Origin of the sequence: Paraglaciecola sp. MB-3u-78 (assembly GCF_002835935.1) — a bacterium.
Lineage (GTDB): Bacteria > Pseudomonadota > Gammaproteobacteria > Enterobacterales > Alteromonadaceae > Paraglaciecola.
Map to the genome: position 1 here is coordinate 282596 of NZ_PJCF01000002.1, position 16017 is coordinate 298612.

Below are 16017 nucleotides of genomic sequence, written 5' to 3' on the forward strand. Positions count from 1 at the left end.
TGAACAACAGTATGTCATATCAAACTTAAATTAATCTTAAGCATGTTATGACTTGGATGATAGGGAGTTCTTGGGCGCAATAAGCTTTTTTATAAGAATAAGCGATTGAATATTAGGGTTATGAATGAAGCGCAAGCTTGATAACAATTCTTCAGCGAGGCCAACTTACCCCAGCTCCACCAAGTAATGATAATGATCACTTCGACAGCGACTCAGTCTAAATTCAATTGCTTTGTTGTCTAGAGAATGAGTGACTCTTGTGACTTCGAGTAGGGGCTCCCCCTCTTGTATGCCTAACATCTCTGCGTCTTTTTTTGTGGCAAGTACAGCTTTGATACTGTCTCTGGTGACACGTACTGTTAGGTTAAATTGAGTTTGATAAAAATGGTAAAGGGTGTGAGGAACTTCGGGTTGTTTTTCCAATATAGCAAAATACTTGTGTGGCAAAAAAATGGTTTCAGCCATACAAAACTCATCATTCAAAATTCGCCTTCTACTTAGCACTATAACCTTTGCTGTAGCGTCTAATTCTAACGCTTGTGCAACTTGTTGTGTTGCCACTTGCGTTTCTACTGACAACAATTCCGCTTTGGGTAACTCAGGGGTTTTTCCATCTGCGATTAATGGGAAAAACCGATACAAACTGTGATGCCCAGTATACTCAGATACAAAGGTGCCAATACCTTGCTTACGGTTCAGAATTTTCGCATCAGTTAAGCTGTTTAGGGCCTTACGCACCGTGCCTTGGCTTACATTCAGCTCGCTCGCTAACTGAAACTCGTTTGGTAACATTTCACCGGGCTTCCAACGTTGTTCGACAATCAGTTGAGTCACATGTTCTTCAACTTGTTTGTATAAAGGTTGGAAAGCTAGCCCTGGATGGCTGAGTTTATTATCAAAACGATTTTTATTCATTAATGTAAACAGCAATTTAACATTTGTCTAGAGTAGTATTAACTATCACTCTTATACAAGATATTAAATGAATATTATCTCTAAAAAGTATAGACATAAGTCATTGACCCCAAGCAGAAACACCTAAAAAAACTGACACATTACATTCATACCCATTGATTTTTCTCATCGATTGACAAAAATTTAACACTACTATAACTTGTGTCTTATATAAGATTAATAATGCATTCTTTATTTATGTTTGATTGGCTCACTTAGCAGAAATGTTTAGGGATCAGTTTCTGATAAATAAAATGTAGCGTTAAAAAAAACAATCCGAGGTTACTTTTGTCCGTGCTTACACCACCACTTGCTCCCGATCTTAACCTATCAGCCCCCGATTGGAACACTGTGTCCCAAGTGACAGTGATAGGTGAGGCTTATCTTGCTTATAATGCTGATGATGCTTCAATTATCATGCCGACTTCGGTTGGCTCGTTACATGTGAGTTTTCACTCATGTGGATTACGCCTTAGAATAGCAGGTAAGTCTAATGCCAATTATGAAATGCTACTACAAGAGCCTGAAACACGGCCTTGCGTTCTCAGTCATTCAGAACAAAGTACCACCATCACCTGCGATAATTATGAACTGAACATTCAACATACTCCTTTTTCATTTAACCTCAGTTGCGATGGAAGAAGTGTTCAAAAAACGCCTAATGACGGGCATTTTGTTCGACAATACCGGATGCCACCTTTAGCAAAAACGGCTCAGGGTTGGTTGTTTAGCCTAGACTTAGGCGCAGAAGAAGCGGTATATGGGTTAGGCGAAAAATGGTCGAGTTTGAATAAACGCGGCCAATTTATTCGCTCATATAATCATGATGCCCTTGGGGTGAATGCCGAAGTCTCTTATAAAAACACCCCTTTTGCTTGGAGCCCATCTGGGTGGGGAGTATTTGTGCATACACCCGCTCCGGTAACTCACGCTGTCGGTTATGCTCCTTGGTCGCAAAGAGCTTACGGCTTGTTGGTTGAAGATGACGCGTTAGATATATTTATACTTAAAGGTAAAAATGGTGCTGAGATAATCCATCAATATACCGAATTAACCGGCAAAGCACCGGTTCCGCCAGTGTGGAGTTTGGGGGTTATCTTATCTAAAGCCTATTACAAAGATGTACCCGAACTTATGGCAACCGCAAAAGCGGTGCGTGAACATAATATGCCTTGCGATGTGATCACTTTAGATGGACGCGCATGGCAAGATACCGACACACGCTTCGCTTTTGAATGGGATCCCAAACGATTTGCCGACTTTCCGCCAAGTAAAGTCATTAATGACTTAAAGGCTATGGATTTTAAAGTCTGCATTTGGGAATACCCTCTAGTATCAGTTCAAAACCCCTTGTTTCAAGAGATGGCCAAAAAAGGCTGGTTACTCACCGACAAACGCACCGGCGAAGCGTACCGATATCAATGGGATATGAATGCCTTTGCCGAAGTGCTGACGCCATTACCCGAGTCTGGCATAGTCGATTTCACCCATCCCGACGCTTTTGACTTTTGGCTTGAATCACACAAGCCTTTATTCGACTTAGGCATAGATATGATCAAGGCCGATTTTGGCGAGCAAGTAGAAGATGACAATATGCTTGCCCATAACGGTGATTGTGGCCATCGATTACACAATGTGTATAGCCTGTTGTATAACCGTTGTGTGTATCAAGCAGCTGAAAAATATAGCAAAACAGGCCCATTCTTATTTAGCCGCAGCGCTTGGACCGGGTCGCAACGCTACCCAAGTCAATGGGGCGGAGATCCTCAGGCAGATTGGGGTGGTTTGATTGGTAGTATTCGTGGTGCTTTGTCTTGGGGAATGTCTGGTGCCCCTTATTTTGCCACTGATGTGGGCGGTTTTTACAAAGACACCCGCGACTCAGAGTTATTTGTGCGCTGGTCGCAAACGGCTGTTTTTTCAGCCCATATGCGTCTTCACGGGATAGGGCAAAGAGAACCTTGGAGTTATAGTCCAGAGGCAGAAAATGCGGTTAATCAGGCGTTAAAACTCCGTTATCAGCTTATCCCTTATATTCAAACTGCCATGGAACAAGCGAGTCAAACTGGTTTGCCCGTAATGCGGGCTATGGCCTTAGCCTTTCCTGATGACAGATTAGCCAGGGGTTTTGAAATACAATTTATGTTTGGTGACAATTTATTGGTGGTACCTTGCACCCAAGTCGGTGGCGAGGTGGAATTTTATCTACCTCAAGGCCAATGGTTGAGATTTCCCGAACAACAGGAGTTTACTGGCGGCAGTGTTCACAAGTTGACATTAGCACTAGATGAAATAGCCGTGTTTGTTCCCGCTGGTCAGCAAATACCTATAGGTCCAAATGTGTTGCATACCGAACAATTAGAACATCCTAAAATAGGTCAACAAATCAGTCATTACTGGCCAATCAAAGCTGCAAAGTCACTATGATTAAGTTACAGCAAACATTGTTCGCGATTAATACGCCATTGGGCAAGTTCAACTATGCCGTGGCGAGTGTAGCCAAGAACTTAGCCGGTGGATTACTTGCGCTGATGTTAGGCATGATACTGGCGCAGGTATTTTTTCGTTATGTACTTAACGATTCATTAGCTTGGACCGAAGAACTGGCAAAGTTTGCCATGGTTTGGGTAGCCTGTTTAGTGGCACCTTGGGCGTATCGTGCGCACTTAAATGTGTCTATCCAAATGTTTGCCGATGCACTACCGGCAGTTTTACGCAGGATCACTGAACTGCTGATCACCTTATTAGTGATGGTAATTTGCGGTATATTTTTTCTGCAAAGTTTAGAGTTTTGGCAAACAGGCCTGAGTATCAACGCGTCGTCTGTGCCCGTCAAATTAGCTTATTTTTATAGCTGTGCGCCTTTTGCTTTTGGCTCCATTTGTCTGGTTGGCTTAGAAAAACTTATCGAGCAATTATGCTTGCCCTTAGATCATTGCTTCGTACCACAACAGGACGCCACCTAATATGTCATTAAGTTACTTTTGGGTATTTATTTTATTGCTAACCGCCGGTGCACCGGTCATTTTTGCATTGTTAATTGGCCCTGGGGTCAGCCTAATTTTAGACGGTAAGGAAGTGTTCTTCTCTGCCCTATTAAATAGACTTTACTCAGGCATGAACTCTTTTCCTTTGATGGCAGTGCCATTTTTTATACTCGCTGGCGAACTGATGAATCAAGGGGGGATCACCCAGTCAATTGTGCGTTTTAGCCAAACCTTAATAGGCCACTATCGAGGCGGATTAGCACAAGTGAATATTTTATCTTCAGTGTTATTTGCAGGTTTGTCTGGCTCAGCGGTAGCAGATACTTCGGCCCTAGGTAAAATGCTTATTCCAGCCATGGAGCAAAACGGTTACAGCAGACGTTTTGCTGCAGCGGTGACTGCTGCATCATCAGTCATTGGCCCTATTATTCCCCCCTCTGGCATTATGATTTTATACGCATTTATTATGAACGTATCAGTCGCAGGCATGTTTTTGGCCGGTATAGTGCCGGGCATATTGATTTGCGCAGGTTTGATGTTAATGACCAGCTATATTGCCAAAAAGCGAAATTACCCCATTGCGAATGCCAAAGCCACTTGGCATGAGCGCGGCAGTGCATTCAAAAGCTCATTTTTACCGCTGTTAACACCCGTCATTTTGTTAGGTGGCATAGTGTTAGGGGTATTTACCCCCACTGAAGCCGCCGCAGTAGCAGCAGGTTACGCCCTGATTATCACTTTATTTGTGACCCACACTCTCAAATTTAATAAGTTGCCTACTATATTAGTGAATGCCGCTGTGCAGTCTGGGACTATCCTGCTGTTAGTTGGCTCAGCGGTAACTTTTGCTTGGATCATTACCGTATCGGGAATGGCCGATACGCTCGCCTCTGAAATAATGGGGATCACCGATAATGTATTGTTACTGCTGCTGATCATCAACTTATTTTTATTTGCCATAGGCATGTTCTTAGATGCAGGGCCCGCTATCTTAATTTTAGGCCCAGTACTCGCTCCTATATTTATCTCTCTAGGCATAGACCCGTTGCACTTTGCGGTGATCATGTGCGTGAATTTAACCGTGGGGCTTGCCACACCACCTATGGGTTTAGTGTTGTTTGTTGCTGCTGCGGTGTCAGGTGAAAAAACTGAAAATATTGCCTTAGAAATGCTGCCCTTTTTAGCAGTAGAAGCGACCGTCATCTTTCTGATCACCTACTTCCCAGCCCTAACGATGACCTTACCTACATTTTTTGGATTCGCTTAAAATGCAAGGGGCTGTTTATCTTTCATATGTCGCCGAGATTTTCCTCAAAAGGTGTTCAATCAAGGCAAAATCTGTGAAGTTTGGCCATCCAAATAAACAGGTTTTAACGCCGAGTGAATGCGTTTTGAGGAAAACCCTAAAGGGCTGGGCCATTTATTCGCCTATCTTCGTTGTTTACCTTTCGTTTAGAATAACTAAACTTCAAGGCAAACGCCTCGCTATCCAAAAAAATGACCTCAGTCTCGGTGATATATGAAAAATCAACAGCCCCTATTAAAACGCTTAATTTTACTGGTTATTTATGGACTGATTGCCATTGGCTGCTTAGTGGGAATTTTTCGAGCGAGTGTGACTCAAGCAGAATTTACGATTAAAGCCTCGATTCAAGCCTCCACTCAAGATGAAGATTATATTGGCCTGTTGGCATTCAAAGAGTATGTGGAGAAGACCAGCAACGGCCGGGTGCAAGTCCAGTTGTATGCCTCAGGACAATTTTGCGGCAGCGTACCCGAATGTATTGGCAGTTTGCAATCAGGTGTCTTGGAAATGTTCCCCAGCACAGCAGGTGGTACCGGTAACTTTTTCGCACCCGCCCAAGTCTTGGATTTACCCTATGTGTTTACCAGTGACGCACAGGCTGAGTGTGTATTAGATGGGCCTATTCTGCAAAAAATGCGAGAAACCGTGCTGGACAAAGGCTTAAATATTCGTTTGATTGGTGTATCGAATACCGGTGGTTGGCGTAACTTTGCCACTACCAATAAACCTATTCACAGTCCAGCAGACCTAAAAGGTCAGAAAATTCGCACTACTCCAGCGGATATTCAGCAAGAGTTGGTCAGACAATTAGGTGCAAACCCTACCCCAATTTCTTGGGCTGAACTCTATACTGCTTTAGCAACAGGTGTAGTTGAAGGCAGTAAAAACGGCATTCAAGATATAATCGGCGCTAAGTTACAAGAACACTTAAAATATATCATTCTTGATGGGCACTCATACATGGCGACGCTATGGTGGTTTTCTGAACCCGTGTGGAAAACGTTACCAGAAGATATTCAGCAAATTGTACTAGAGGGATTCGCTAAACAAAAAGCGGCAGCCAGTGAATTAGTTGCCACTGAGGAAAGTAATTCTTATAAAATTTTTGAGGAAGCAGGTGGCACTATTTACCGCCCTTCTATTGCAGAGAAACAAGCTTTTAAAGATGCGTCGGTCAACATGCGTCAATGGTTTATCACTAATTTTGGACAAGAATGGTTAAATTTATTGGAAACCTCAGTTGAGCAATGTAACGCAAGTATTAATTAATACAGGTCATCACACACAGACAATTAACTTCCAGGCAACAAAATGATTGCATATTGTTAACTTAGAGGTTAAATTTTCCTACGTCTTCTGTCTTATATAAGACAGTTAAAATAAAAACAAATAAAATAACAATAATAATTGGTGCAGCCATCCAATAACACATAAGTCGTTACTCCAGTAGTTGAAACACTTTCACTGGAGCGCGGTTACAAACTAGATAAAGAACAAATCTTGGGAAAACACTATGCAACTTAAACCCAGTAACTTACACACCGGCATTACCAAAGCTCTCGCACTATCTGCTTGTATGACGATTGGTTTAGCCGCCAACGCTCAAGAAGCTGAAAATGCAGAAAATGCTAAAAATGCAGAAAAACAAGGTTTTGAAACCATTACTGTTACCGCGCAAAAGCGTGTTGAAAACCTAAATGAAGTGCCCATTGCAGTATCTGTACTCAGAGAAGATCAAATCAATTCAGCATTTTCTGCTAATATTGAAGGCCTTCAAGCTTTAGTCCCTTCCGTTAGTTTTCGAAAAGGTAACACCACCCGTAGCTCAGCGATTACGATTCGAGGTGTAGGCACAATTTCATTTAGTGTGGCTGCTGAGCCCAGTGTCTCGACTGTTGTTGATGGTGTGGTACTAGGGCGTTCTGGACAAGCCTTCGTAGACTTGTACGACCTTGATCGCATTGAAGTATTACGGGGTCCCCAAGGTACACTTTTTGGTAAAAACGCATCAGCTGGTGTAGTTAACATCACCACTAAACGCCCATCAGATATGTTTGAAGGCAGCTTTGAAGCGACTTTATTCCAAGATAACGAATACCGTTTAAAAACCAGTGTAACAGGCCCGCTCAACGATAACGTCAGTGGTAGTTTAACGGTGCTAAAATCGCAGTTTGATGGTTACATTAATAACGTTTACAACAACCAAACAGTCAGTGGCTACGACAAAGAAGGCGTGCGTGCCATGCTTGATATCGAAGCGGCTGGTGACACAGATATCTTATTTATCTTTGAAAATGTCAATTCAAATGACAGTTGCTGCGCAGATTTAGAACTGAGTCCAAGTAATCGTCATAACTCAGAAGCTTCGCCCAATAGCACTGGCACCGGGGATTTGGATCTTGAGCAAAGACAAATTGACCATGATTTTGAAACCCGCACTTTAGATGAAACTACCGCCTTCTCTATTCAAGTGGATAAAGAGTTAGGCGACCATCAACTGACTTCAATTACCGCTTATCGCAGTTGGAACAATACTGAATTTAGAGAAGGTGATTTCACTTCAACGACTGGCTCCATCCCTTTCCCTGTTAATTTTGGTAACGTAAATAATGGTGGCGTAGGATTTCAGTTACACGATATAGGCCCACAAGAATGGGATCAAGTGTCTCAGGAATTACGTATAGCCTCACCCACTGGTGGAGCATTAGATTACCAAGCAGGATTTTTCTGGTGGAATCAAAAATCAGAACGTAACTTCACCCGTGACGCGAGTTGTCAGAATAACGGCGGTCAATTCCAATCGGCTATTGGCAATTATCTAACTGACGTATTGGGCGTTGCCAGTCCATCTGATGCCGACATAGAACAATTTATCAGCGATGAAAGCCTATCTTGTAATGCTAATGATATAGTCGGTGCTACAGCGTACATGGAAACCGAATTTGATAACTGGGCATTATTTGCCGATGGTAAATACCATATCAGTGATGATTTTAGATTGTTATTTGGTTTACGTTACACCGATGATGAAGTGAGCTTTTCCCACAATCGCAGCAGTAACGATCAATACAGCCGCACCGGTGTAGGTGTACGTGGATTCGACACTGATTACCAAGGCTCTACCGATGAGTCTAATGTGTCAGGTAAATTTGGTGCGCAATTTGATATTAACGACGACAGCATGGTTTACGCCACATATTCACAAGGTTATAAAGGCCCAGCCTTTAACGTGTTTTATAACATGTCTGATAACGACACTTTACCTATTGGTGCAGAAACGTCAGATGCCTATGAGCTAGGTTATAAATATGCGAGTCGTGATTTAATTTTTAATGCCGCTATATTTCGCACCGAAATTGACGGTTTTCAAGCCAATAATCCAGAATTACTAGATGGTGTGTTTATCACTCGTTTAACTAACGCTGGGTCGATTATCACTCAAGGTGCAGAATTCGACTTTATGTGGCAAGCCACAGACCAGTTAACAGTAACAGGTGGCCTTTCAACAGTGGATGCGGAAGTAGACCAGTTCCTATGCCCAGTTGGTTTGGATAATTGTGACGGTAGCTCTGGCGACGATTTACCCTTTTCACCTGATTTAAAATACTCAGTTACCGGCGAATATGTGTGGGAACTAGATGATATGGAAATTTATCTGAATGGGTCCTATGTTTACACAGATGAAATTTTTGCAGGTGCCCCAGGCGCTACACCAGAAACGAATCCAGAAGCTCTATTGCCAGACTATGGCATTTTTAACGCAAGCTTAGCTTTCTCTTTCGATAATGATAACTACAGAATATCTATTATTGGGAAGAATCTAACAGACGAAAGTTATGTCACCACCTATAGTGGAGATGGTTTCCGTTATCAGATCCCACGGGATGCTGATCGTTACTTTGGTGTGCAGTTAAGAGCGAAATTCTAAGCTAACTTTAGTGTGTGTTGGCGCTCTGCTTCTGATGAAGTTAGAGCGCTTTTTTTATGGGTTTTAAATGTCTGCGTGTCTGTCCCCTCTATGTCAGATGAGTATTAAGACATGGTGTTGAGACAATCAATGAATGTTTCAGACATGCACACAAAGCACTATATCAAGCCAAAGAACAAGGTCGAAATCAGTTAGTCCTCTAAACGCTATAACCTCTACTAAATATATGTATACTAAACCGTCTTAAAATGCCGTTTGTGCCAACGGATAGTCAATGGTACTGAGAGATTCAGCATAAAAGCGACCAACATTAAGGTGTAAAAAGCCTCTACTGACATAATGTGATGCTGGACATAAGCAATATCCATGACCACAAATGCTAGCTCTGCCCTACCCAACATGCCAAAACCAATCATCCAACTGGCGGGCCAATCAAAGTTACCCGTGTAACGAGCCGCAAGAGCAGCAGAGAGCACTTGACCTATGAAAAGTCCTACAAACAGCATCAATGCCTCAGGCAATACAGATAGAAAAGTATCTAGGTCAAACAAAAGCTTGCTGCCTAAAGCGACAAAAAATACTGGGCCAATCCACGAAAAGGCAACATTGTCGATAATTTCCCTAGCTTGTTGATAATAATCTTTGTCTTCATCTTTATGAAAATCAAAATACTCTCGATGAATGATCAGTCCAGCCATATACGCACCGACTGCTGGGTGGAAGCCAAATTCATGTGCCAACAGCCCCACTAATACGGCAATCAGTAACAAAGACAGGACAGTGTATTCCCCTTTCGCCATAGCCAAGACTTTGCGTAAATTGAGTTTGCCCAACAGAGGGATTTTCCGAGTAATGCCCTGACTGGCAGGAAATAACCACCCACCCATCACTGTCACAAGGGCAAAAAACGCCACCGCTTTACCTAAAACTAACAAGATACCTTGAATAGAAACGGTCGCTTCGCCAGTAGCAATAGGCACTAGGATCGCGACTAATGCCAGTGAAGCAATGTCGTCAAGTACTGCAGAGGTCATTATCCCTGTTGCCGCAAGTGTATTATTTAGCCCTTCACTCTTCAGTGAAACCATGGTTAAGGACACGGCTGTAGCCATCATTGCCAAGCCACAAAAAAGTGATGTGTTAGCGTCCCCCCAATAAATATTGGCCGCGCAGTAACCTATTGCAAAAGGCGTGATAGCACCAAAAAATGCAATCCCCCAACTACGTTTAATACCTTGCAAAAAATTAGCCGTGTTCTCCTCGAAGCCCAAAGCAAACATGATAATAATGATCCCCAGTTCAGCGAAATCAACAATGAATACTGGCAACACTTCAGGTAAAAATCCTATATTTACAAAAAGGGCACCACAAAACAGATACCACAGAACAGGGGTCAAGCGTGTTTTATGTGCAAGGTATGACGCAAAAAAGACGGTTGTCCAGACAAGAGCCAGAACTGCAATGTCATGCATAATAATCTCCAGTGACTATATGCCAATATACCCCAGTCAATTTTTATAATATTGATGTTGATCAGCACTATAGTCATTCACACGAGTATCTATAATCGTTGCAGGTTATTTATTGGATTTGAATAGGGTAAAACTATCCTGAGCTCTGGATATCTAGGGAGTCATCCAGTCGATGGGGAAATTATCTTTGACTAACTGGTTAATACTCACATTTAAAATGTTGTATTGCTCACCGACATTTTCAGCAAACCTTGATGGTAAATAACTGCGAGCGATTATCATTGAATCTGGGTATTTGTTTTTTAGCCACAAAGAAGTTCTAAAGTTTTCTTCAACAGAATCGGTACATAAAATGATAATGGGTTGAGTGTTAGTCAAGTCCACTTTGGAACGCAATTGCTGCCACACTTCTGGATGAGAAATATTACCCTCGAATATTTCTCTGTTACAAAAATTGGCTAATTGGTGTTGTTCGTCCACAACCTGAATTCGTCGTTTGGCATCAATACCAATAATCGCAATAGTAGCAATTTCTTTTTGTGCATAGTGTTGCAGTTCTTCAAGTATCGTTTGACCAAACAAACCAAAACCGGCAATCACTACGACATCCTTGGGTACCGTTTGCACGAAGTGCGAAATCAAATGTTGTTGCACTAAAGCCGATGCGGCCAACTGGTAGGCATTAAAATTGATACATTGTTTGGCTACCGCAGAGTCAGCCATGGAACGCATAAAACGAATACTATTGCAGTGAATAATAATTTTGCCCTTTAATGAGGGTTGTAACTGCAAAATTTTATAGGCGGCTTCATAATTTTGAAAATTATCTTTGCCAAGTAATACTACTTTTTTAGCTCTATGCAGAAATAATTTAGATAAAAAATAACTACGGGTAATATCGCCAGTGATCACCATAGCGTGATAGCGGCGTTTTAATTCTTCTTCGCGTATAGGTGAAATTTCATCACATATGATCAGCAATGGGATCTTAGGTTGTAACAACCTAAGTTGTTTTAAATAGGTAATAGTCAATTCGTCTGAGCCGGAAACCACTATATGATTACTGATCCGCCGAAAATGCCATTTGTAAGGAGAAATGGTTTTAATTACCGCTTCAATGATGGTGGATGCGGCCAACATTGGTGACGCAAAATAACTTAGCCACAACATCAAGCGGGCATATAAGGGGCCGTCAACAGGCGTGCCTATATCCAGTCCACCCATCACAAATAAACCCAAACTGTAATAGGCTTTAGTTAGCATATCTGCAGTTTGAACATCTGGCCGCTCTGATAACGACACTCCCATCATCAAAGCCAAGAAAGCACAAAGAAAAAGTACCGCGGCAGCAGACCATCTCCAACTATAATTCATTGTTAGTAAAGACATACGGCCCACCTTTGAGTGTAAAATAAAAATAGTAAACTAATTCCACTAAGTTCACAGCCCATATAAACGACATATAAAAACCACTGTGAACATCACTTAATTTTCTTCACTCTTAGGAATAGCAATTCACTCTAATCATACCTGACAACATAGGTGTGATGCTAAAGTGAATAGTATTAATAGGACCGCCTTGTCCTTTCTCATTAAAATAGAGTTATATTGAGATACCAATACCAGAGTTCAGATGCGACCCTAAGCAAAAAGGCTATAGGTAAAGATTTGGCTACTTTAGCACAGGCAACAAGTGGCTTGGTATAGGAGAGCGGCGACTGACAGCTATGGGGCTGTAATGGGTTTCGAGGTAATCGAGAATTTGTTGCTCTTGAGCACCAAGTGGCCACAACCCTTGAGATTTTTGCATCCAGCGGATCGTTTCTAACCAATTATCTCGCGTCATACGATTTTGCGTCACCAGTTTTGCAGAATGGCAAGCGGTGCAATGAGCGCGCACAATTTCATAGTTTTCACCTATGACAAAACCTGTGATGGGGTCGTAAGTTGTTTTCTCTTCTGCCTGTATCGATAATACGCTTGTACTCAGCCCAAGCACGAACAGCACAAACATCGGCATACGCCGAATGTTAATTGAGTACACCCTAAACAACCTGCACAGCGATGCGATGGCAGGCATTATTTAAGTAACCCTTTGGATTCCATCCAGGTAACACCATCGGCTGACTCTTTCCGTCGCTGTCAGTGGCTTTGGCCCACACTTCGTAATACCCTTTCTGTGGGAACAACAAAGTACTGTGCCAATGTTGCCAAGCATTGCGGTTTACTGCTTTCGTTAATTTAGCCGGCTGCCAAGTTTGACCAAAATCTATTGATACCTCGACTTTAGCAACCTGTTTATCACCTGCCCAGGCGTGGCCATTAACATCTAGTTTGTTAGTCAATGGGTGTAATTCACCTGATTTGGGATAAGTGACTAAGGACTTCACTGGCATAGCATGAATGATACACATATCTTCATCTGCTACTTTGGCGCCTGGAGCCACTGTTTTACAAGGCACACGATAGGCGGTTCCGACCATTTTGGCGCCATCATGCACTTGATTGCGGATCACAATTTTGTCTAACCATTTGCCTGAGGTAGACGCTGGCCAACCACCGAACACTAATCGCAACGGATAACCATTCATAGCAGGTAAATCTTGGTCATTCATCGCCCATGCGATCAGCGATTCATTTTCTAACGCTTTATTTATCGGTACCCCACGTGAAATGGGATCTTTGTTCGGGTCGCCACTTAAATGAGTGTCTTTCCCATAATAACCAATGTAAACGGCATCCTCTTTTAAACCGACATCTTTTAATACATCAGCTAAACGTATACCGGTCCATTTAGGGCAACCCACTGCGCCGTTAGTCCACTGATTACCTTTAGCAGACGGGCTGAATTCAGAACGTCCATTGCCACCGCATTCTAGAGTTAACTGATAAGTGTAATGGGTAAAACGCTGCTTAAGTTCTGCCAAGGTATATGTTTTACTTTGCTCAACTGACTCCCCAGCAATAGTCAGTGTCCAATTTTCAATATCAATTTTTTGTGGCGGTATACCATTATTACGTACAAACAGTTTGTCCGCAGGTGTCACTTCATCGTTAAGTAAATGAGCAGGGGTTTCGGCATTGATAGGTCGGTCATTTAACACCACCAATCCTGAGTCTTTACCGGGGATCACAAAAGGTGTCAATGTCTGGGCAAAAGCGACGGGGATAAATCCAGCTGGCATAAAGCGAGCAAACACTATTTCACTACCAATTACTGTGGTTATGGTGGCTAGACTAGATAAAAAACCACGCCTGTTCATGGGTTGTTTGCGATTTAGCTGATGTTTAACAGTGGATACTTTTGTTTGCTTGCCATTGATATCGCTCATATAAGACCTTGAGGGTTAAATGTAAGGTAAACTTAGGAGGATCAAAATAGCGATCCACAACGTTTCTAAAACGATGAGTAAAATGGGTTTTAGTCCCACTTCGAGCATTTGCCCCAGATTCGATTTCATGCCAATAGCGGCAATGGCAATCACTAAAGCAAAACGTGAAATGTCGGTGGCACCTTTAGTCACCATCTCTGGTAAATCTACAAAGCTGTTAATTGTCATTAACACTACAAAGGCGATTAAAAAGGCAGGAATACCTGGCGCTTTTGCATCTGAGGTTTTATCTAGGTTCATCCTCAACACCAGTAATATACACACCACTACAGGCATTAAAAACGCCACTCGGACTAACTTAGTGACGGTAGCCAAATCACCCGTTTGCTCTGATACTGAATATCCCGCTCCTACTACCTGCGCTACATCATGGATAGTACCGCCTAAAAAGATACTGGTATGAGTTGGACTCAGATTCAGTATCTGGGCCACTATTGGGTACATCACCATTGCCACTGTAGACAATGCGGTAACCACAACAATAGTCAAAAGGGTGTCGCGGTCTTTATCTTTACTATCGGGTAACACAGCGGCAATGGCCATGGCCGCGGAAGCCCCACATATACCTACCGCGCCCCCAGTTAATACACCAAAACGTTTTTGTAAACCTAGGGCTTTGGCTGCAACAATACCAAGACCAATAGTGCTGGTAATAGCCACTACCAGCAACAATGCCGTTTGCCAACCTAGCGCCGCCAAATCACCAAAGGCAATACGTAAGCCTAATAACCCAACACCTATCCGCAAAATATGACAGGCGGTAAATTCAATACCCTCTTTGCATGTTGTGCCTTCATACAAAAACGACATAGCAATACCTAAGAGCAAGGCAAATAACATTGCAGGTGCGCCATAATGTTCACTTAAGAACAGTGCGGCTAGACCAACAATGACAGAAATTAAAACACCCGGCAGCTTTGTTTTTATATTCAATTTATTGGCTCATGTGGTCTGTAAAGGTTGTCGAAAATAACCGTTAATACTCGTTTAGTCTATGGCTAAAGCCACCAGCACTTGGCGCTTGCGCTCACCGGAAAATGGGCGTCTGCCATGCATAGCCATATAATTATCGACTAAAGCTACATCGCCGTCCTGCCAAGGCAAATCAAAAGTGTACTTTTCAGACAATTTCACTGCCAGATGTAAACCTTCGATTGGGATAGCAGTACCATCACCAAACGTAATGGCACTGGAAGGATTTTCACGTACCCCTTTCCAGCCCATAAATGCTGCAATCAATTGATTATAAAATACTTTTTTCTCATTACCCATATCGATCACAGCAGGTAATACTGGCGTAGTAGCCCGTAAACTGCCATCCGCAAGCCATTCCCAGCTATAGCCTAACTCAGCCAATTTTTGTTCGGCTTGGGCAGCATTTTGTACACTTAACGTGCTCTTCCAACTGCGTCCTTGTCCTGAGTTAGGATCATCTTCTGCTGGCATCTGAGTGGTATATTTAAGACCTTTACTCATAAAATCAGCAGCTAACTCTGGCATTTGTTTCGCTAAGTCTGCGAACAACATATCGGAGCGACATAGAGGTGTTTCGCCACCTTCCTCGGCAGCACTTTTACAAAAGAAAAACAATTTGCTTGGCGAGATAGGCGTTTGTGCCATTTCATGATGTAGGAATATTTCCACATCTTTTGGCGCTTCATTGGCGGTGAATACACGTTCGGTGAAGTTTATCCTAACGGCATTCGACAAAGATTCTTTGTAAGTAAAATTCGGATAACCAAAAGAATTTGAGAATTCATCAAAAGTTTCAGCCGAATTGACAGGAAACCCTCTGAATAAAATCGCACCTGTTTCACGTAACTTAGCCTCAAGTTCACTCAGATTTGATTTAATCCAGTGGGCACATTCTTGTTGTGTTGTCAGCGAACCATCGTTAACCACAACACTAGGAAAAACTGAATCTCCACAGTCTAATTGATGTGGCACTTCTACATAATTAATCGGTTGCATAAGCTGA

12 protein-coding genes are annotated in these 16017 nt (G+C 42.5%); 5 read left to right on the top strand and 7 right to left on the bottom strand.

Annotated elements, in window-relative coordinates; genetic code table 11:
- Nucleotides 1-165: 165 nt before the first annotated feature.
- Nucleotides 166-915, bottom strand: a complete 750-nt coding sequence (locus CXF95_RS03040) for a GntR family transcriptional regulator (protein ID WP_101197457.1) — start codon at nucleotides 913-915, stop codon at nucleotides 166-168.
- A gap of 333 nt (nucleotides 916-1248) precedes the next feature.
- Between CXF95_RS03040 and CXF95_RS03045 the strand changes: the two genes are divergently transcribed.
- The 5 genes from CXF95_RS03045 (at nucleotide 1249) to CXF95_RS03065 (ending at nucleotide 9175) form a co-directional block, all read left to right on the top strand.
- Complete coding sequence (locus CXF95_RS03045) at nucleotides 1249-3381, top strand: alpha-xylosidase (RefSeq protein ID WP_369809272.1); 2133 nt, start codon at nucleotides 1249-1251, stop codon at nucleotides 3379-3381.
- Entirely contained in the window at nucleotides 3378-3920 is a 543-nt protein-coding gene (locus CXF95_RS03050; protein WP_101197329.1) for a TRAP transporter small permease, read from the top strand. Before CXF95_RS03045 ends, CXF95_RS03050 begins: the two co-directional genes overlap by 4 nt.
- A gap of 1 nt (nucleotide 3921) precedes the next feature.
- Nucleotides 3922-5208, top strand: a complete 1287-nt coding sequence (locus tag CXF95_RS03055; RefSeq protein ID WP_101197330.1) for a TRAP transporter large permease — start codon at nucleotides 3922-3924, stop codon at nucleotides 5206-5208.
- Between the two features lie 252 nt (nucleotides 5209-5460).
- Nucleotides 5461-6516, top strand: a complete 1056-nt coding sequence (dctP, locus tag CXF95_RS03060; protein WP_101197331.1) for a TRAP transporter substrate-binding protein DctP — start codon at nucleotides 5461-5463, stop codon at nucleotides 6514-6516.
- Between the two features lie 244 nt (nucleotides 6517-6760).
- Nucleotides 6761-9175 carry a TonB-dependent receptor gene (locus CXF95_RS03065; protein ID WP_101197332.1) on the top strand — a complete coding sequence of 805 codons (2415 nt, stop codon included), beginning with the start codon at nucleotides 6761-6763 and terminating at the stop codon, nucleotides 9173-9175.
- A gap of 233 nt (nucleotides 9176-9408) precedes the next feature.
- Here CXF95_RS03065 and CXF95_RS03070 read toward each other — a convergent pair whose 3' ends face one another.
- The 6 genes from CXF95_RS03070 to CXF95_RS03095 form a co-directional block, all read right to left on the bottom strand.
- A complete protein-coding gene (locus tag CXF95_RS03070; protein ID WP_101197333.1) occupies nucleotides 9409-10647 on the bottom strand; it encodes a cation:proton antiporter in 1239 nt (412 codons plus the stop codon).
- A gap of 153 nt (nucleotides 10648-10800) precedes the next feature.
- Nucleotides 10801-12036: an NAD-binding protein gene (locus CXF95_RS03075; protein ID WP_101197334.1), complete on the bottom strand. Its 1236-nt coding sequence runs from the start codon at nucleotides 12034-12036 to the stop codon at nucleotides 10801-10803.
- 283 nt (nucleotides 12037-12319) lie between these two features.
- Complete coding sequence (locus CXF95_RS03080) at nucleotides 12320-12727, bottom strand: hypothetical protein (RefSeq protein WP_232787622.1); 408 nt, start codon at nucleotides 12725-12727, stop codon at nucleotides 12320-12322.
- Entirely contained in the window at nucleotides 12693-13910 is a 1218-nt protein-coding gene (locus CXF95_RS03085; protein WP_232787633.1) for a sulfite oxidase, read from the bottom strand. Before CXF95_RS03085 ends, CXF95_RS03080 begins: the two co-directional genes overlap by 35 nt.
- Before the next feature lie 84 nt (nucleotides 13911-13994).
- Nucleotides 13995-14972 (bottom strand): YeiH family protein, encoded by a 978-nt coding sequence (locus CXF95_RS03090; RefSeq protein WP_101197337.1) that lies wholly within the window; start codon nucleotides 14970-14972, stop codon nucleotides 13995-13997.
- A 54-nt stretch (nucleotides 14973-15026) separates the two neighbouring features.
- Entirely contained in the window at nucleotides 15027-16010 is a 984-nt protein-coding gene (locus CXF95_RS03095; RefSeq protein WP_101197338.1) for a TauD/TfdA family dioxygenase, read from the bottom strand.
- Nucleotides 16011-16017 lie beyond the last annotated feature (7 nt).